Here is a 17,903-nt window from a genome sequence, read left to right on the forward strand (position 1 = left end):
TATGGTGCGGCCATGCCCACGCCCGATCTCAACCTGCTGTTCACGCTGGATGTCCTGCTGCAGGAAGGCAGCGTGGCGGGGGCGGCCCGCCGGCTGCGCCTGAGCGCCTCGGCCATGAGCCGGGCGCTGGCGCGGTTGCGGGCCACCACGGGAGATCCGCTGCTGGTCCGGGCCGGGCGCAGCCTGGTGCCCACGCCCCGTGCCCTGGCGCTGCGGGAGCAGGTCCGCCAACTGGTGCAGGACAGCGTGGAGGTGCTGCAACCCGCGGATGTGCTGGACCTTCAGCAGTTGCAGCGGACCTTCACCCTGCGCAACCGCGAGGGCTTTGTCGAGAACTTCGGCGCCGCGCTGGTCGAGCGTGTGGCCGCGCAGGCGCCGGGCGTGCGCCTGTGCTTCGAGCAGAAGACCGAGCGGGACAGCGCGGCCTTGCGGGAAGGTCTGGCCGATCTGGAAACTGCGGTGGTGGGGCCGGCGCTGGCGCCGGAGTTGCGGGTCCAGGCGCTGTTCAGCGACCGGTTTGTCTCGGTGGTGCGCCAGGGGCACCCGCTGGCCGGCCGGCTGCACGAACTGCAGCCCTACGTCGCTGGCCGGCACATCGGCGTGGCCCATCGCGCGGGCGGGCAGGAGGGTGTGGACCAGGCGCTGGAACGTCTGGGCCTGCGGCGCCAGCTGGACCTGAGCGTGGGCAGCTTTTCCGCGGCGCTGGCGCTGGCCCGCGCCACCGACTACATCGCCAACGTGCCCGAGCGCCACACCCACAGCCTTCGCGACGGCATGCACAGCGCTCCCCTGCCGGTGCAGGTGCCGGCGTTCTCCGTGTCCCTGATCTGGCACCCGCGGTACAGCGCCGACCCGGCGCACCGATGGTTGAGGCACTGCGTGCGCGAGGTGGTGCTGGACCGCCTGGCGGACATGCCGGTGCTGGACGGGGGGCTCCCGGGCCTGTCCGGGTTGGACGACATGCCCATGGGCGCAGGCGGCGCGGCGTCCGAGAGCAAAATACAGCCATGACCCTGACGGAACTGAAATACATCGTGGCCGTGGCGCGCGAGAAGCACTTCGGCAAGGCCGCCGAGGCCTGTTTCGTGTCGCAGCCCACGCTGTCCGTGGCGATCAAGAAGCTAGAAGAAGAGCTGGAGCTCAAGATCTTCGAGCGCAACGCCAGCGAGATCGCGGTCACGCCGCTGGGCGAGCAGATCGTGCGCCAGGCGCAGACCGTGCTGGAGCAGGCCGCCGCGATCAAGGAGATCGCCAAGCGCGGCAAGGACCCGCTGGCCGGGCCGCTCAAGCTGGGCGTGATCTACACCATCGGCCCCTACCTGCTGCCCAATCTGGTGCGCCAGGTCATCGAGCGCACGCCGCAGATGCCGCTGATGCTGCAGGAGAACTTCACCGTCAAGCTGCTGGAGCAGCTGCGCCTGGGCGAGATCGACTGCGCCATCCTGGCCGAGCCCTTCCCGGACACCAACCTCGCGATCGCGCCGCTGTACGACGAGCCCTTCATGGCCGCCGTGCCGGCCAGCCACCCGCTGGCCAAGCGCAAGGCGATCACCACCGACGAGATCAAGAACGAGACCATGCTGCTGCTGGGCACGGGGCACTGCTTCCGCGACCATGTGCTCGAGGTCTGTCCCGAGTTCGCGCGCTTCTCCAGCGACACCGAGGGCATCCGCAAGAGCTTCGAAGGCTCGTCGCTGGAGACCATCAAGCACATGGTGGCCGCCGGCATGGGCGTGACCCTGGTGCCGCGCCTGTCGGTGCCGCGCTCGGCGCTCGACGGCTCGGCCGACAACTCGCAGGACCTGGGCGACGCATCGTTCGTGCACTACCTGCCCTTCGACGGCGACCCGCCCACGCGGCGCGTGGTGCTGGCCTGGCGCCGCAGCTTCACGCGCTATGAAGCCATCGCCGAACTGCGCAACGCCGTTTATGCCTGCGAACTGCCGGGTGTGAAGAGACTGTCATGAGCTCCGCCGCATTGCCCGAACCGCGCCCGTCGAAGCTGGCGCTCTACCTCGACCTGATCCGCTGGAACCGGCCCGCCGGCTGGCTGCTGCTGCTGTGGCCCTCGCTGTCGGCGCTGTGGATCGCCGCCCAGGGTTTCCCGGGCCTGCACCTGCTGGTGGTGTTCGTGCTGGGCACCATCCTGATGCGCAGCGCGGGTTGCTGCGTCAACGACGTGGCCGACCGCGAGTTCGACAAGCACGTCAAGCGCACCGCGCAGCGGCCCGTGACCAGCGGGCGCGTGGGCGTGAAGGAGGCGCTGGCGGTCGGTGGCGTGCTGGCTTTCGTCGCCTTCCTGCTGGTGCTGACCACCAACACCGCGACCATCGCCTGGTCGGTGCTGGGTCTGGTGCTGTCGCTGATCTATCCGTATGCCAAGCGCCATGTGTCCATGCCGCAGGCGGTGCTGGGCGTAGCCTTCAGCTTCGGCATCCCGATGGCCTTCGCCGCCGTGACTGAGGTGGTGCCCTGGCAGGCCTGGGCGCTGATGGCGGGCAACCTGTTCTGGGTGCTGGCCTACGACACCGAGTACGCCATGGTCGACCGCGACGACGACCTGAAGATCGGCATGAAGACCTCGGCGATCACCCTGGGCGATGCCGATGTGCCGGCCGTGACCGCGTTCTACCTGGTGTTCCTCGGCATCTGGACCGCCGTGCTCTGGGGCCAGGTGAACCTCCTGGTCTGGGGCGCAATGCTGCTGGTGGCGCTGGCCCAGGTGGTCTGGCACTGGCGGCTGATCAAGGACCGCACGCGCGACGGCTGCTTCAAGGCCTTCCGTCTGAACCACTGGCTAGGGTTCACGGTGTTTGTGGGGGTTGTGCTCGGGTTGGTTTGACGTGCGTTGCGTTTCGGGCGCGGCGCTTCTTCGGCCCACGCAAGCGCCGCGCCCTGCTCCGCGGCTGTCCCCCGGCGGCTGGAGCCGCCTCCTCCTTTATGCCGCTGCGCAGGGCACGCCGCTTCCGTGGGTAGGGTTGCTGGGAGTGTGGCAGGTAGGCGGCATTGGCGCTGTACGGTGACGTCTATCTGCCAGGAGCTAACGCTATTCAACTAGCGAAACGGGAACTCAACGTTGGACATGAGAGGTCAGGCCCAGCTTGCCCGGACGGGTCCTCTCGATGGAATGGTTGGTCGTCTGTTTCACTACGCACCTGCGTCTGCATTGAATGCGTACTGCTCGGCAACACTAATTAGCTTGCGAGAGCTTGAACCGACCGAACCTTGCTCTGTCCAGAGGAATGGGTAGAAATTGAAGCACTGATCCCCCTTTACTTGCTCGGCCTCAGCCTCCCACTTTGGCCATCGGAAGCCCTCGTAGAAGACAGCCAGCTTGTCGCTAAGCGCCCAAGCAAGAAAGTCTGAGTATCCGAGTCCCAGTGGTTCCCACCTCAACGTGTCCGGTGCCCAGTAGTACACGGAACCACGATCATCACCAAGAGCGCCACCGTTTATGGAGAAGAAACCCCCAATCACATCATCTGCCACGAGTAGATGACCAGAGGATCTATTGGAATTCCAGTCGACGATGTTTCGGGGCAGTTTGGGATGGCCAGATCCGAGGATTCGCAGCCAGCCGTGGTCTATGAAGATCCCTCCGGTCTCGTAGGCGATTGCCCCCATTGGGGATCGAGTTGTGACTTGAAGGTCGGTCAGAACATCACCACGCTCTTCTGACGGGTTGAGTACCTCAACTCGCCAGGCACTTTGAGCGATCCACTGGAAAACTAGCGGCATCGCCGGTTCTTCGCGATTTACCAGCTCTTCAAGAGTTCTCATAGATGCCTCACTTGTGATCTATCCCGCAAACCCGCTGCGTCCGCGAGCCGCGCAAAGACTACTTGCCGAACTCTGCGCCGAGTCCGGCGGCGCGGGTTTGCGCAGCAATCAGCGCCTTTTCAAACAGCGCCTTCATGTCCGACGCTTCCATTGACGTGATGGCGGCATAGGTCGTGCCGCCCTTGGACGTGACGCGTTCGCGCAGCACCTGCGGCGGGTCGTCCGAGCGCTGGGCCAGCGTGGCCGCGCCGACGAAGGTGCCGACCGCCAACTGGTAAGCCACCTCGGGCGCCAGGCCCATCTTCGCGCCGGCGTCGCGCATGGCTTCGAGGAAATAGAACACGTAGGCAGGGCCGGAGCCGGAGAGCGCGGTCACCGCGTCCAGGTCGGCCTCGACCTTGACCCAGACCAGCTCACCCGTGGTGCGCACGACGCGCTCGACCAGGGCCTTGTCGTCGGCGCTCACGGCGGCGCGCGCCATCAGGCCGGTCATGCCCAGGCCGACCAGGGCCGGGGTGTTGGGCATGGCGCGCACGATGCGCTCGGTGCCGAGCCAGGTGGCGATGCTCTCGCTGGTGATGCCGGCGGCCACGCTCAGGTGCAGCGCGCCCTCCACATGGGCGCGGGCGGCCGCGGCGGCGTCCTTGAAGGTCTGCGGCTTGACGGCCCAGACCACCAGGTCGGACGGCTTCAGGTCGGCGCTGGCGGCGGGCTGCACGGTCATGCCGGGGAACTGCTGCGTCAGCTTGGTGCGCTGCTCGTCCCAGGGCTCGACCACCTGCAGGGCGCTGGTCGGGTGGCCCTGGCGGACCAGGCCGCCGATGATGGCGCTGGCCATGTTGCCGCCGCCGATGAAGGTGATGAGGGGGTGGGTGGACGTGTTCATGCCGCCATTGTCCCCGAGGCGTTGAGCGCTCAGGGCGCGGTGGTCTGCCGCACCGCGTGTTCCCATTCGGCCATCTTTTCCGCCGCCCGCTCGCGCGAGAGCGTCGGGTGGAACACGCGCTCGGCGCGCCACTGCTTCGAGAGCTCGTCCAGCCCGGCGTACACACCGCACTGCAGGCCTGCGAGGTAGGCAGCGCCCAGGGCGGTGGTCTCGATCACGGCCGGTCGCACCACCGGGATGCCCAGCAGGTCGGCCTGGATCTGCATCAGCAGGTCGTTGACGCAGGCGCCGCCGTCCACGCGCAGCTCGGCCACCGGCACGCCGCCGCTGGCGACCGCGTCGCGGCTCATGGCGTCGAGCAGGGCGGCGCTCTGGAAGGCGATGCTCTCCAGCGCGGCGCGCGCGATGTGGGCGATGGTGCTGCCACGTGTGAGGCCGACGATGGCGCCGCGGCTCTCGGGTTGCCAGTAGGGCGCGCCCAGACCGGTGAAGGCCGGCACCAGGACCACGCCGCCGGCGTCGGGCACGCTCTCGGCCAGCGCCTGCACCTCGCTGCTGGAGGGGATGGCGCGCAGGCCGTCGCGCAGCCACTGCACCACGGCGCCACCGATGAACACGCTGCCCTCGAAGGCGTACTGGGGAGGACCGGGCAACTGCGCGGCGGCGGTGGTGATCAGGCCGTTCTGGCTGGTCTGGAAGCGCTCGCCGTTGTGCATCAGCATGAAGCAGCCGGTACCGTAGGTGTTCTTGGCCATGCCGGCCGAGAAGCAGGCCTGGCCGAACAGCGCGCTCTGCTGGTCGCCGGCCACGCCGCCGATCACCAGCGGGCCGCCCAGCCATTCGGGCCGCACCTCGCCGAAGTGGGCGCTGGAGGGCAGGGCGGTGGGCATCATGGCTGCGGGGATGGTCATGGCCGCCAGCAGTTCCTCGTCCCAGCGCTGGGTGTGCACGTTGAACAGCATGGTGCGCGCGGCGTTGCTGTGGTCGGTCACGTGGGCCGCGCCGCCGGTGAGCTGCCAGATCAGCCAGCTGTCGACGGTGCCGAAGGCCAGCTCGCCGGCCTCGGCCTGCGCGCGCGCGCCGGGCACGTGGTCCAGGATCCACTGCAGCTTGGTGCCCGAGAAGTAGGCGTCGATGCGCAGACCGGTCTTCTGCAGCACCGGATCGGACAGACCACGTTCGCGCAGCGCGGCGCAGGTGCTCTCCGCGCGGCGGTCCTGCCAGACGATGGCGTTGTAGACCGGCTCGCCGGTCTTGCGGTTCCAGACCACCGTGGTCTCGCGCTGGTTGGTGATGCCCACGGCGCGGATGTCGGCGGCCTTCAGACCGGCCTTGGCCAGCGCCTCGCGTGCGGTCTCCAGCTGTGTGGTCCAGAGGTCGCGCGGGTCGTGTTCGACCCAGCCCGGCTGCGGGTAGATCTGGCGGAACTCGCGCTGCGCCATCGCGACCACGCGGCCGTCGCGGTCGAACACGATGCTGCGCGAACTGGAGGTGCCCTGGTCCAGGGCCAGCAGGTAAGTCATGGGGTGTCTCGTCTCTGGTCTCTTGTCTGCTCGAAAGGGTCAGCTGGCCTCGCGCCCGGCCACCACGCATTCCACATCGCCCTGGGTCAGCAGGGCGTCGAAGGGTGGTGGGGGCGGCTCGTCGGTGAACAGCACGTCCACCTCGTCCAGCCGGGCCAGCTCCACCATCGCCGGGCGGTTGAACTTGCTGTGGTCGGCCGCCAGCCAGACCTCGCGCGACTGGCCAATGATGGTGCGCGCGACCTTGACCTCGCGGTAGTCGAAGTCGCGCAGCGTGCCGTCGGCCTCGATGCCGCTGATGCCGATCAGGCCGATGTCGACCTTGAACTGGCGCATGAAGTCCACCGTGGCCTCGCCGACGATGCCCTGGTCGGCGCCGCGCACCTGGCCCCCGGCCACGATCACCTCGCAGCTCGGGTTGGCGCTGAGCAGGGCGGCCACGTGCAGGTTGTTGGTGATGACACGCAGGCCGCGGTGCTGCATCAGCTCGCGCGCCACGGCCTCGATGGTGGTGCCGATGTTCAGGATCAGCGAGCAGCCGTTGGGCACGCGCTGGGCGATGGACCGGGCGATGCGGGTCTTGGCCTCGGACTCCATGGCCTGGCGCTGCCGGTAGGCGATGTTCTCGGTGGTGGAGCCGGGCAGTCGCACGCCGCCATGAAAGCGCGAGAGCAGGCCGGCTTCGGCCAGGCGCTGCACGTCGCGGCGCACGGTCTGCAGGGTGACGCCAAAGCGCTCGGCCAGGGCTTCGATGGTCTGCGGGCCGTGGGTGCGCACCACGTCCAGCAGGTGGGTGTGTCGGGGGGCCAGGTTCATGGACATCGTGCGGTCGGGGATCGGGGTGCTCCGAACATAACGGAAAAGAATATTCGGCCGTTAAGGGTAAATACCGAATCAAGAAGAACAAAAACGAACAATAGAATCCGCCAAACGAAAATAAAACAACAGGCCCGCGGGCCTCCTTCTGGACATCGAATGCAGCTATCCCTGGAGCAGGTGGGCAAGACGGTCGGGCCTTCGGTCCACCTCCACCCCATGAGTCTGAATCCGGCGCCGGACGCCGTCACGGTGCTGCTGGGCGCCACGCAGGCGGGCAAGACCAGCCTGATGCGCCTCATGGCCGGCCTGGACGTGCCGACCAGCGGGCGCGTGCTGGTGGACGGGCGCGACGTCACCGGCACGCCGGTGCGCGAGCGCAACGTGGCCATGGTCTACCAGCAATTCATCAACTACCCGTCGATGACGGTGTTCGACAACATCGCCTCGCCGCTCAAGCTCGGCGGTCGGCCCCGGGCCGAGATCGAGCGCCGCGTGCGCGAACTGGCGGCGCGGCTGCACATCGAGGTGTTTCTCGAGCGCCTGCCGGCCGAGCTCTCGGGCGGGCAGCAGCAGCGCGTGGCCCTGGCGCGCGCGCTGGCCAAGAACGCCCCTCTGATGCTGCTGGACGAGCCGCTGGTGAACCTGGACTACAAGCTGCGCGAGGAGCTGCGCGAAGAGCTGACCCAGCTGTTCGCCGCTGGCGACTCCACCGTGGTCTACGCCACCACTGAACCGGGCGAGGCCCTGCTGCTGGGCGGCTACACCGCGGTGCTCGACCAGGGCGAGCTGCTGCAGTACGGCCCCACGGCCGAGGTGTTCCACCGCCCGAAGTCGCTGCGCGTGGCGCGCGCCTTCAGCGATCCGCCCATGAACCTGCTGGCCGCCGACGTGGCCGAGGGCGGTGCCCAGCTGCAGGGCGGTCCGCTGATCGCCGTGAGCCTGCCGCGCGAAGCGACTCGGTCGCTGACCCTGGGCATCCGCGCCAGCGCCGTGCGCGTGGCGCCGCGTCCGGGCGACGTGGCCCTGGCCGGTCAGGTCGAGCTGGCCGAAATCTCCGGCTCCGACACCTTCGTGCACGTGCACACGGCGGTCGGCGAGATCGTGGCGCAGCTCACCGGCGTGCACGACTTCGCCCTGGGCAGCGCGATCACCCTGCACGTGAACCCGGCGCAGGTGTACGCCTTCGACCAGTCCGGCGACCTGCTGGTGGCGCCGCAACGCGCGAAGGGAGTCTGAGATGGCCCGCATCGATCTCGACCTCGCCCACTCCTACCGGCCGAACCCGAAGGAAGACAGCGACTACGCGCTGCTGCCGCTGAACATGAGCTTCGAGGACGGCGGCGCCTACGCGCTGCTCGGCCCCTCGGGCTGCGGCAAGACGACCATGCTCAACATCATGTCGGGCCTGCTGGTGCCGTCGCACGGCACAGTGAAGTTCGACGGCCAGGATATGACGCGCGCCACGCCGCAGCAGCGCAACATCGCCCAGGTGTTCCAGTTCCCGGTCATCTACGACACCATGACCGTGGCCGAGAACCTGGCCTTCCCGCTGAAGAACCGCCGGGTGCCGGCGCAGCAGATCAAGGCCAGGGTGGGCCAGATCGCCGAGATGCTGGAGATGAGCCACCAGCTGGACATGCGCGCCGCCGGGCTCAGTGCCGACCAGAAGCAGAAGATCTCGCTGGGCCGCGGCCTGGTGCGGCCCGACGTGTCGGCCGTGCTGTTCGACGAGCCGCTGACGGTGATCGACCCGCACCTTAAGTGGCAGCTGCGGCGCAAGCTCAAGCAGATCCACCACGAACTGAAGCTCACGCTGATCTACGTCACCCACGATCAGGTGGAGGCCCTGACCTTCGCCGACCAGGTGGTGGTGATGACGCGCGGCAAGGTGGTGCAGCTGGGCACGCCCGACGCGCTGTTCGAGCGCCCCGCCCACACATTCGTCGGCCACTTCATCGGCTCGCCGGGCATGAACTTCCTGGACACGCAGTCCGCGGGCGGGCAGCTGCAGCTCGGCGGCCGACAGCTGGCGGCGCCGCAGGCGCTGCCCGAAGGCTCGCTGCGCCTGGGTATCCGCCCCGAGTACCTGGCGCTGGCGCCCGCCGGGGCCGCGGCCACGCTGCCCGCGACGGTGCAGAAAGTGCAGGACATCGGCACCTACTTCCTGGTCACGCTGGACGCGGCCGGCCAGACCCTCAAAGCCCGCCTGGCGCCGGATGCGGCGCTGCCCGCCGTGGGCGACGAGGTCGGTGCGCAGGTGCTGGGTGAGCACACCTGTTTCTACAAGAACGAGGAGCTGGTGGCATGAGCGCGACCACAAAACCCGTGAACCAGAAGGCCTGGTTCCTGATCCTGCCCGTCTTCATCTGCGTGGCCTTCTCGGCCATCCTGCCGCTGATGACGGTGGTGAACTACTCGGTGCAGGACATCATCTCGCCCGAGCGCCGCGTCTTCGTGGGCACCGAATGGTTCGCCAGTGTGATGCGCGACGAGGACCTGCACGCCGCGCTGTGGAACCAGATGAAGTTCTCCATGGCGGTGCTGGCGGTCGAGATACCGCTGGGCATCGCGCTCGCGCTGGCCATGCCGGCGCAGGGCTGGAAGGCCTCGGCCACGCTGGTGATCGTCGCGCTCTCGCTGCTGATTCCCTGGAACGTGGTCGGCACCATCTGGCAAATCTTCGGCCGCGCCGACATCGGGCTGATGGGCCACGCCCTGCAGAACCTGGGCATCGAATACAGCTACACCGGCGACGCCACGCACGCCTGGCTCACGGTGCTGCTGATGGACGTGTGGCACTGGACGCCGCTGGTGGCGCTGCTGGCCTACGCCGGCCTGCGCAGCATCCCCGACGCCTACTACCAGGCGGCGCGCATCGACGGCGCCAGCAAGTTCGCCGTGTTCCGCTACATCCAGCTGCCCAAGATGCGCGGCGTGCTGATGATCGCGGTGCTGCTGCGCTTCATGGACTCTTTCATGATCTACACCGAGCCCTTCGTGCTCACCGGTGGCGGCCCCGGCAACGCCACCACCTTCCTCAGCCAGTACCTGACACAGAAGGCGGTCGGCCAGTTCGACCTCGGTCCCGCCGCTGCGTTCTCCCTGATCTATTTCCTCATCATCCTGCTGTTCTGCTTCGTGCTCTACAACTGGATGCAGAGCCTCGGCCAGGCCGAGAAAGAGGTGCAATCGTGAACGAGCGTCGATTCAAGAAGAGGACGCTGTTCCTCATCGCCTACCTGGTCTTCGCCCTGTTGCCCATCTACTGGATGGTCAACATGAGCTTCAAGACCAACCAGGAAATCCTCAGCAGCTTCAGCCTCTGGCCCCAGGCGTTCACCTGGGACAACTACAAGCTCATCTTCACCGACGAGAGCTGGTACTCGGGCTACATCAACAGCCTGATCTACGTGTGCATCAACACGGTGATCTCGCTGACCGTGGCGCTGCCCGCGGCCTATGCCTTCAGCCGCTACAGCTTCCTGGGCGACAAGCACGTCTTCTTCTGGCTGCTGACCAACCGCATGACGCCGCCGGCGGTGTTCCTGCTGCCGTTCTTCCAGCTCTACACCACGGTCGGCCTGATGGACACGCACATCGCGGTGGCGCTGGCGCACCTTTTGTTCAACGTGCCGCTGGCGGTGTGGATTCTGGAGGGCTTCATGTCGGGCATCCCGCGTGAGATCGATGAGACGGCCTATATCGACGGCTACAGCTTCCCGCGCTTCTTCATCACCATCTTCCTGCCGCTGATCAAGGCGGGCGTGGGAGTGGCGGCCTTCTTCTGTTTCATGTTCAGCTGGGTCGAGCTGCTGATGGCGCGCACGCTCACCAGCGTGAACGCCAAGCCCATCGTCGCCACCATGACGCGCACCGTCAGTGCCAGCGGCATGGACTGGGCCACGCTGGCCGCGGCGGGCGTGCTGACCATCGTGCCGGGGGCGATCGTGATCTGGTTCGTCCGGCACTACATCGCCAAGGGCTTTGCCATGGGGAGGGTGTGATGTTCGAGTGGATGGCATGGACCACGCCGGTGGCCGTCTTTTTTACCTGCATCGTGCTGATGCTGATCGGCATGACCGTGTGGGAGATCCGCTCTCCCACCACCCTGCGCAAGGGCTTCCTGCCGATGGCCACCACGCGCGGCGACCGGCTCTTCATCGGTCTGCTGCTGGCGGCCTACATCAACCTGGTGTTCGTCGGCGCGGCCGAGTGGATGGCCGAGCTGATGTCGCTGGAGGAGGAGCCCAGTGTGTGGATCAGCTTCGTGCTGTCCATGCTGGCCCTGGCGCTGGTGATGCGCAAGGGCTGAACCGTTTCGAGGGAATACGGCCCGGCGCTGCCCCGGGGCCGTGGTCACCCAGAACCATGAGGGGCAGCGTTCACATCAACCCGAGAGAAGGAGACACGATGAAATTGCGATACAACGCGCTCGCGCTGGCCGCGCTCTGCGCCCTGGGCAGCCACGCGGCCTGGGCCGACGAGGCCGCCGCCAAGAAGTGGATCGACAGCGAGTTCCAGCCTTCCACGCTGAGCAAGGACCAGCAGCTGGCCGAGATGAAATGGTTCATCGACGCCGCCAAGAAGCTGCAGGCCAAGGGCGTGAAGGAGATCTCGGTGGTGTCCGAGACCATCACCACCCACGAGTACGAATCGAAGACGCTGGCCAAGGCCTTCGAGGAAATCACCGGCATCAAGGTCAAGCACGACCTGATCCAGGAAGGCGACGTGGTCGAGAAGCTGCAGACCTCGATGCAGTCGGGCAAGTCCATCTACGACGGCTGGATTTCGGACTCGGACCTGATCGGTACCCACTACCGCTACGGCAAGATGATGAACCTGACCGATTACATGGCCGGCGCGGGCAAGGAGTGGACCAACCCCGGTCTCGACATCAAGGATTTCATCGGCACCAAGTTCACCACCGCGCCCGACGGCAAGCTGTACCAGCTGCCCGACCAGCAGTTCGCCAACCTGTACTGGTTCCGTGCCGACCTGTTCGAGCGCAAGGACCTCAAGGACAAGTTCAAGGCCAAGTACGGCTACGACCTGGGTGTGCCGTTGAACTGGTCCGCCTACGAGGACATCGCCGAGTTCTTCACCAACGACGTCAAGACCATCGACGGCAAGCCGATCTACGGCCACATGGACTACGGCAAGAAGGACCCGTCGCTGGGCTGGCGCTTCACCGACGCCTGGCTGTCCATGGCCGGTACCGCCGACATCGGCGCGCCCAACGGCCTGCCGATCGACGAATGGGGCATTCGCGTGGCGGCCGACAAGTGCACGCCGGTGGGCGCTTCGGTCGAGCGCGGTGGCGCCACCAACTCGCCCGCGGCCGTCTACGCGCTGACCAAGTACGTCGACTGGATGAAGAAGTACGCGCCCAAGGAAGCCACCGGCATGACCTTCGGCGAAGCCGGTCCCGTGCCGGCCCAGGGCCAGATCGCGCAGCAGATCTTCTGGTACACCGCCTTCACGGCGGACATGGTCAAGCCCGGCCTGCCCGTGGTGAACGCCGATGGCACGCCCAAGTGGCGCATGGCGCCAGGCCCGAACGGCCCCTACTGGAAGCAGGGCATGCAGAACGGCTACCAGGACGTGGGTTCGTGGTCCTTCTTCAAGGGACATGACGCCAACAAGACGGCCGCTGCCTGGCTCTACGCCCAGTTCGTGACCGCCAAGACCACCTCGCTCAAGAAGACCATCGTCGGCCTGACCCCGATCCGCGAGTCCGACATCCAGAGCAAGGCCATGACCGACATGGCGCCCAAGCTGGGTGGCCTGGTCGAGTTCTACCGCAGCCCGGCCCGCGTGGCCTGGTCGCCCACCGGCACCAACGTGCCCGACTACCCCAAGCTGGCCCAGCTGTGGTGGAAGAACGTGGCGCAGGCTGTCACGGGTGAGAAGACCCCGCAGGGTGCGATGGACAATCTGGCCAAGGAGATGGACGAGGTGCTCGCGCGCCTGGAGCGCGCCGGCATGGCGCAGTGCCCGCCCAAGCTGAACAAGAAGGAAAGCGCCGACAAGTGGCTTTCCGACAAGTCGGCGCCGTGGAAGAAGCTGGCCAACGAGAAGCCGAAGGGCGAGACCATCGCCTACCAGACCCTGCTGGACGCCTGGAAGGCCGGCAAGGCGCGTTGACCGGATGCTGTCTTCCGGTCTGATGTAAAACCTCCGCACGCACCCCTGGTGGGTGTGTGCGGTCACCCTCTGATTCATGAATCCCGTAGAACGCCTTCAGTCCCTGGCCCGCCAACCCCGGTTTGATCTGGTGGTGGTCGGCGGGGGCGCCACCGGCCTGGGTGTGGCGCTGGACGCGGCGCTGCGTGGGTTCTCCGTCGCCCTGTTCGAGTCGCACGACTTCGCGGGCGGCACCTCTTCGCGCTCCACCAAGCTGCTGCACGGTGGCGTGCGCTACCTCGCGCAAGGCAATGTGGCCCTGGTGCGTGAGGCGCTGGCGGAACGGGCCACCGTGCTGCGCATCGCGCCGCACCTGGCGCAGCCGCTGCCGTTCGTCATGCCTTCCTACGCCTGGTGGCAGACGCCGTTCTACGGCGCCGGGCTCAAACTGTACGACCTGATGGCAGGGCGCGCCGGCCTGGGGCGCACGGAGTTCCTCAGCCGGGCGCAGACCCTGCAGGCCCTGCCCGGCGTCAATCCCGAAGGGCTCAAGGGCGGTGTGCAGTACTGGGATGGCCAGTTCGACGACGCCCGGCTTGCGCTGGCGCTGGCCCGAACCGCTCAGAACGCCGGGGCGCAGCTGTTCAACTACGCCGAGGTGGAGGCGCTGGAGCGGACGGAGCCCGGTTTCTCCGTGACCGTCCGCGACCGCCTGTCCGGGCATTCTCGCCGGGTCGAGGCCGGATGCGTGATCAACGCCACCGGCGTCTGGGTCGATGCGCTGCGGGCCCGCGCCGGTGCGCCGGGCAGCGCGGGCGCCGACCGCATGGTCAGCCCCAGCCAGGGGGTGCACGTGGTCGTGGACCGCGAATTCCTGAACGGCCACCACGCATTGCTGGTGCCGAAGACGCGCGATGGCCGCGTCCTGTTTGCAGTGCCCTGGCTGGGCAAACTGGTGCTGGGCACCACCGACACCCCCCGCCAGGACCTGCCGCGTGAACCGCAGCCGTTCGCGGAAGAACTGGATTTCATCCTGGGTGAAGCGGCCCATGTGCTGCGCCGTCCGGTTCAGAGGCACGACATCCGCAGTGTGTGGGTCGGGTTGCGCCCCTTGGTGGCGCCGCCCAAGGACGACGGAGGAGGCACCAAGGTGCTGTCGCGGGAACACACCATCGTGGTGGAGTCCAGCGGGCTGCTGACGGTCACCGGCGGCAAATGGACCACCTACCGGGCCATGGCGGACGATGTCATGGAGCGCTGTTTTTCCGCAGGCCTGCTGACGCGCAGGCCGGGGGGGCAGACAGAACACCATGCGCTGGACGGCGCGCCCGTCGCGGGGCGGGCGGTGGTGCCGCTGCATGCTGACCCCGGTCTGCACCTGTACGGGCAGCACGCCGATGAGGTGCAAGCCTGCCCCGGCGCGGATCAAACCCTGGGGCTGGGGCTCACCGAGGCGATGGTGCGGTATGCCGTCAGAAGTGAGTATGCGCACACTGTTGAAGATGTGCTTGCCCGGCGCTGGCGCGCTTTGTTTCTGGATGCCCTCGCCGCCGCTGCCATGGCGCCGCGTGTGGCGGAGATCCTGGCAGAGGAGGGCTGTGACCGGCCTTCGCTGGCCGAGTTCGAGTCGCTGTGCGCCAGCTACTTGCCACCGGCCGCCGCGACCTGAGGCCGGCTGTGACCAAAGAACAGTTGACAGACTGATCTCGCAGTGCAATAATCCGCGGCTTCGCTGTAAAAGGCGAAGCTTTCTGCCCAGCGACGCGGGCCATCCTTTCGGGGTGGTTGGCTACGACGGGCCCAAGACTGATCACTTCCAGCCGTGGTGGCCGGAAGGATTCAAGTTGGGACTTAAATCAAATGATCCAAACGCAATCTCGACTCGATGTTGCTGACAACACGGGTGCCAAGTCCGTGATGTGCATCAAGGTGCTCGGTGGTTCCAAGCGCCGTTACGCCAGTGTGGGCGATGTCATCAAAGTCAGTATCAAGGAAGCAGCGCCCCGTGGCCGCGTCAAAAAAGGCGAGGTTTACAACGCTGTGGTGGTTCGCACCGCCAAGGGCATCCGTCGCCAGGATGGCGCCCTGATCAAATTCGACGGCAATGCCGCCGTGCTGCTCAACGCCAAGCTGGAGCCGATCGGCACCCGCATCTTCGGCCCGGTCACGCGTGAACTGCGTACCGAGAAGTTCATGAAGATCGTGTCCCTGGCCCCCGAGGTTCTCTGAGGATTCATCATGAACAAGATTCGTAAGGGCGACGAGGTCATCGTCATCGCCGGGCGCGACAAAGGCAAGCGCGGCAAGGTGCTTGAGCGCGCATCTGACGACCGTGTGGTCGTCGAGGGCGTCAACATCGTCAAGAAGCATGCCAAGCCCAACCCCATGAAGGGTGTGACCGGCGGCATCGTGGAAAAGACCATGTCCATCCACCAGTCCAACGTGGCCATCTTCAATGGCGCCACGGGCAAGGCTGACCGCGTGGGCATCAAGCAGCTGGCCGACGGCAACAAGGTGCGCGTCTACAAGTCCAGCGGCGAAGAAATCAAGGTGGCATGACCATGACACGCTTTCAAGAAATCTACCGCGACAAGGTTGCGCCCGAGCTGACCCAGAAGTTCGGCTACAAGTCCCCGATGCAGGTGCCCCGCATCACCAAGATCACCCTGAACATGGGTGTGAGCGAGGCGGTCGCCGACAAGAAGATCATGGACAACGCTGTTGGCGACCTGACCAAGATCGCTGGCCAGAAGCCCGTGGTGACCAAGGCCAAGAAAGCCATTGCTGGCTTCAAGATCCGCGAGCAACAGCCCATCGGCTGCATGGTGACCCTGCGTGGCGCCCGCATGTACGAATTCCTGGACCGTTTTGTCACTGTGGCTCTGCCGCGCGTGCGCGACTTCCGTGGTATTTCGGGCAAGGCATTTGACGGCCGTGGCAACTACAACATCGGCGTCAAAGAGCAAATCATCTTCCCCGAGATCGAGTACGACAAGGTCGATGCCCTGCGCGGCCTGAACATCAGCATCACGACAACCGCCAAGACCGACGAAGAGTGCAAGGCACTGCTGGCTGGTTTCCGTTTCCCGTTCAAGAACTGAGGTGGCGCGTGGCTAAACAAGCACTACTCCAACGTGAACTCAAGCGCGAGAAGCTCGCCGCCAAGTTCGCCAAGAAATACGCCGAACTGAAGGCGACCGCCAACGACGCCAAGCAAAGCGACGAAGCGCGCGATGCGGCCCGTCTGGCGCTGCAGAAGCTGCCCCGCAACGCCAATCCGACCCGTCAGCGCAACCGCTGCGAGATCACTGGTCGTCCGCGTGGCACGTTTGCCTACTTCGGCCTGGCCCGTGCCAAGGTCCGCGAGATGGCCTTTGCCGGCGAGATCCCCGGCATCACCAAAGCCAGCTGGTAAGCCCTAGGAGAACCACAAATGAGCATGAGTGATCCTATCGCTGACATGTTGACCCGCATCCGCAACGCGCAGATGGTCGAAAAGACCACCGTGTCGATGCCGGCGTCCAAAGTCAAGGCGGCCATTGCCCAGGTCCTGAAGGACGAGGGTTACATCGACGGCTTCCAGGTGAAGACCGAAGGCGGCAAGAGCGAACTCGAAATCGCCCTGAAGTACTACGCCGGCCGTCCTGTGATCGAGCGCATTGAGCGCGTGAGCAAGCCTGGCCTGCGCATCTACCGCGGCCGTGACGCGCTGCCCCAAGTGCAGAACGGCCTGGGCGTCGCCATCGTCACCACTCCCAAGGGCGTGATGACCGATCGCAAGGCCCGCGCCACCGGTGTCGGTGGTGAAGTCCTGTGTTACGTCGCCTGATGCGGGCATTGAGGAGCAACTGAAATGTCGCGTATTGGTAAGCAGCCAGTCTCCGTCCCCGCAGGGGTCGAAGTGGCCATCAAGGACGACCTGATCAACGTCAAGGGCACGCTCGGTGCCCTGGCTCTGGCGCAAAACGCGCTGGTCAAGGTCGAGAACAACGCTGGCTCGCTGTCGTTCATCCCTACGAACGATTCGCGGGAAGCCAATGCCATGTCCGGCACCATGCGTCAGCTGGTGAACAACATGGTGGTCGGTGTGAGCAAGGGCTTCGAAAAGAAGCTGTCCCTGATCGGTGTGGGTTACAAGGCCCAAGCCCAGGGTGCCAAGCTCAACCTGAGCGTCGGTTATTCGCATCCGGTTGAGATCGAAATGCCTGCCGGCATCAAGGTTGAAACCCCGACGCCGACCGAAGTCGTCATCAAAGGCGCTGACCGTCAGCGCGTGGGCCAGATCGCTTCCGAAGTGCGCGCCGTGCGCCCGCCCGAGCCCTACAAGGGCAAGGGCATCCGCTATGCGGATGAGAAGGTCGTGATCAAGGAAACCAAGAAGAAATAAGGACCAGGATCATGTTGACCAAAAAAGAGCAACGTCTCCGTCGGGCCCGTCAGACGCGCATCCGCATTGCGCAGCAAGGCGCTGTTCGCCTGACCGTGAACCGCACCAACCTGCACATCTACGCCAACGTCATCTCCGGCGATGGTGCCAAGGTGCTGGCTTCCGCTTCGACCGCCGAGGCCGAAGTGCGCGCCCAGCTGGGCGCCGCTGGCAAAGGCGGCAATGCCGCCGCTGCGGCCCTGATCGGCAAGCGCATTGCCGAAAAGGCCAAGGCCGTTGGTATCGAGAAGGTGGCGTTCGATCGTTCCGGTTTTGCCTACCACGGCCGTGTCAAGGCCCTCGCCGATGCGGCTCGTGAAGCCGGTCTGCAGTTCTGATCAGACGG

General features: G+C 66.1%; 21 protein-coding genes. 17 read left to right on the plus strand and 4 right to left on the minus strand.

Annotated features, from left to right (window positions below; genetic code table 11):
- Positions 1 to 12: 12 nt before the first annotated feature.
- The 3 genes from BC358_RS00860 to ubiA are packed head-to-tail and all read left to right on the plus strand — an operon-like array spanning position 13 to position 2,842.
- Positions 13 to 1,011: a LysR family transcriptional regulator gene (locus BC358_RS00860; protein WP_079364736.1), complete on the plus strand. Its 999-nt coding sequence runs from the start codon at positions 13 to 15 to the stop codon at positions 1,009 to 1,011.
- Complete coding sequence (locus tag BC358_RS00865; RefSeq protein ID WP_066157265.1) at positions 1,008 to 1,967, plus strand: hydrogen peroxide-inducible genes activator; 960 nt, start codon at positions 1,008 to 1,010, stop codon at positions 1,965 to 1,967. The genes BC358_RS00860 and BC358_RS00865 overlap by 4 nt, the downstream gene beginning before the upstream one ends.
- Positions 1,964 to 2,842: a 4-hydroxybenzoate octaprenyltransferase gene (gene ubiA / locus BC358_RS00870; protein WP_079364312.1), complete on the plus strand. Its 879-nt coding sequence runs from the start codon at positions 1,964 to 1,966 to the stop codon at positions 2,840 to 2,842. Before BC358_RS00865 ends, ubiA begins: the two co-directional genes overlap by 4 nt.
- 305 nt (positions 2,843 to 3,147) lie before the next feature.
- Here ubiA and BC358_RS00875 read toward each other — a convergent pair whose 3' ends face one another.
- From BC358_RS00875 to BC358_RS00890, 4 genes are read right to left on the minus strand one after another with little or no spacing between them, the layout of a single operon-like run.
- A complete protein-coding gene (locus tag BC358_RS00875; RefSeq protein ID WP_079364313.1) occupies positions 3,148 to 3,780 on the minus strand; it encodes a DUF2625 domain-containing protein in 633 nt (210 codons plus the stop codon).
- Positions 3,781 to 3,838: 58 nt separating this feature from the next.
- On the minus strand, positions 3,839 to 4,666 hold the full coding sequence (gene proC / locus BC358_RS00880) for a pyrroline-5-carboxylate reductase (protein ID WP_079364314.1): 828 nt from the start codon (positions 4,664 to 4,666) through the stop codon (positions 3,839 to 3,841).
- 29 nt (positions 4,667 to 4,695) lie between these two features.
- Complete coding sequence (gene glpK, locus BC358_RS00885; protein WP_079364315.1) at positions 4,696 to 6,189, minus strand: glycerol kinase GlpK; 1,494 nt, start codon at positions 6,187 to 6,189, stop codon at positions 4,696 to 4,698.
- Between the two features lie 39 nt (positions 6,190 to 6,228).
- Positions 6,229 to 7,005 carry a DeoR/GlpR family DNA-binding transcription regulator gene (locus BC358_RS00890; RefSeq protein WP_079364737.1) on the minus strand — a complete coding sequence of 259 codons (777 nt, stop codon included), beginning with the start codon at positions 7,003 to 7,005 and terminating at the stop codon, positions 6,229 to 6,231.
- Positions 7,006 to 7,164: 159 nt separating this feature from the next.
- Between BC358_RS00890 and BC358_RS00895 the strand changes: the two genes are divergently transcribed.
- From BC358_RS00895 to rplR, 14 genes are all read left to right on the plus strand, one after another.
- Complete coding sequence (locus tag BC358_RS00895) at positions 7,165 to 8,244, plus strand: ABC transporter ATP-binding protein (protein ID WP_079364316.1); 1,080 nt, start codon at positions 7,165 to 7,167, stop codon at positions 8,242 to 8,244.
- Between the two features lies 1 nt (position 8,245).
- Positions 8,246 to 9,316 carry an ABC transporter ATP-binding protein gene (locus tag BC358_RS00900; RefSeq protein WP_079364317.1) on the plus strand — a complete coding sequence of 357 codons (1,071 nt, stop codon included), beginning with the start codon at positions 8,246 to 8,248 and terminating at the stop codon, positions 9,314 to 9,316.
- Positions 9,313 to 10,203, plus strand: coding sequence for a carbohydrate ABC transporter permease (locus tag BC358_RS00905; RefSeq protein ID WP_079364318.1), 891 nt, complete (start codon positions 9,313 to 9,315; stop codon positions 10,201 to 10,203). Before BC358_RS00900 ends, BC358_RS00905 begins: the two co-directional genes overlap by 4 nt.
- A complete protein-coding gene (locus BC358_RS00910) occupies positions 10,200 to 11,012 on the plus strand; it encodes a carbohydrate ABC transporter permease (protein WP_066157245.1) in 813 nt (270 codons plus the stop codon). Before BC358_RS00905 ends, BC358_RS00910 begins: the two co-directional genes overlap by 4 nt.
- Positions 11,012 to 11,320 (plus strand): DUF2160 domain-containing protein, encoded by a 309-nt coding sequence (locus BC358_RS00915; RefSeq protein ID WP_066157242.1) that lies wholly within the window; start codon positions 11,012 to 11,014, stop codon positions 11,318 to 11,320. The genes BC358_RS00910 and BC358_RS00915 overlap by 1 nt, the downstream gene beginning before the upstream one ends.
- Before the next feature lie 98 nt (positions 11,321 to 11,418).
- Positions 11,419 to 13,152, plus strand: coding sequence for an ABC transporter substrate-binding protein (locus tag BC358_RS00920; protein ID WP_066157238.1), 1,734 nt, complete (start codon positions 11,419 to 11,421; stop codon positions 13,150 to 13,152).
- Between the two features lie 76 nt (positions 13,153 to 13,228).
- On the plus strand, positions 13,229 to 14,800 hold the full coding sequence (locus tag BC358_RS00925) for a glycerol-3-phosphate dehydrogenase/oxidase (protein WP_079364319.1): 1,572 nt from the start codon (positions 13,229 to 13,231) through the stop codon (positions 14,798 to 14,800).
- Between the two features lie 191 nt (positions 14,801 to 14,991).
- A complete protein-coding gene (rplN, locus tag BC358_RS00930) occupies positions 14,992 to 15,360 on the plus strand; it encodes a 50S ribosomal protein L14 (RefSeq protein WP_009514936.1) in 369 nt (122 codons plus the stop codon).
- A 9-nt stretch (positions 15,361 to 15,369) separates the two neighbouring features.
- Positions 15,370 to 15,690: a 50S ribosomal protein L24 gene (gene rplX / locus BC358_RS00935; protein ID WP_066157232.1), complete on the plus strand. Its 321-nt coding sequence runs from the start codon at positions 15,370 to 15,372 to the stop codon at positions 15,688 to 15,690.
- A 2-nt stretch (positions 15,691 to 15,692) separates the two neighbouring features.
- Positions 15,693 to 16,232, plus strand: a complete 540-nt coding sequence (gene rplE, locus BC358_RS00940; RefSeq protein WP_066157723.1) for a 50S ribosomal protein L5 — start codon at positions 15,693 to 15,695, stop codon at positions 16,230 to 16,232.
- A gap of 8 nt (positions 16,233 to 16,240) precedes the next feature.
- Positions 16,241 to 16,546: a 30S ribosomal protein S14 gene (gene rpsN / locus BC358_RS00945; RefSeq protein WP_066157231.1), complete on the plus strand. Its 306-nt coding sequence runs from the start codon at positions 16,241 to 16,243 to the stop codon at positions 16,544 to 16,546.
- Positions 16,547 to 16,564: 18 nt separating this feature from the next.
- Positions 16,565 to 16,960 (plus strand): 30S ribosomal protein S8, encoded by a 396-nt coding sequence (gene rpsH / locus BC358_RS00950; protein WP_066157229.1) that lies wholly within the window; start codon positions 16,565 to 16,567, stop codon positions 16,958 to 16,960.
- Positions 16,961 to 16,984: 24 nt separating this feature from the next.
- On the plus strand, positions 16,985 to 17,518 hold the full coding sequence (gene rplF, locus BC358_RS00955) for a 50S ribosomal protein L6 (protein ID WP_066157226.1): 534 nt from the start codon (positions 16,985 to 16,987) through the stop codon (positions 17,516 to 17,518).
- 11 nt (positions 17,519 to 17,529) lie between these two features.
- Positions 17,530 to 17,895 carry a 50S ribosomal protein L18 gene (gene rplR / locus BC358_RS00960; protein WP_066157223.1) on the plus strand — a complete coding sequence of 122 codons (366 nt, stop codon included), beginning with the start codon at positions 17,530 to 17,532 and terminating at the stop codon, positions 17,893 to 17,895.
- Positions 17,896 to 17,903 lie beyond the last annotated feature (8 nt).

It is taken from the genome of Hydrogenophaga sp. H7 (assembly GCF_002025745.1).
GTDB classification, from domain to species: domain Bacteria; phylum Pseudomonadota; class Gammaproteobacteria; order Burkholderiales; family Burkholderiaceae_C; genus Hydrogenophaga; species Hydrogenophaga pseudoflava.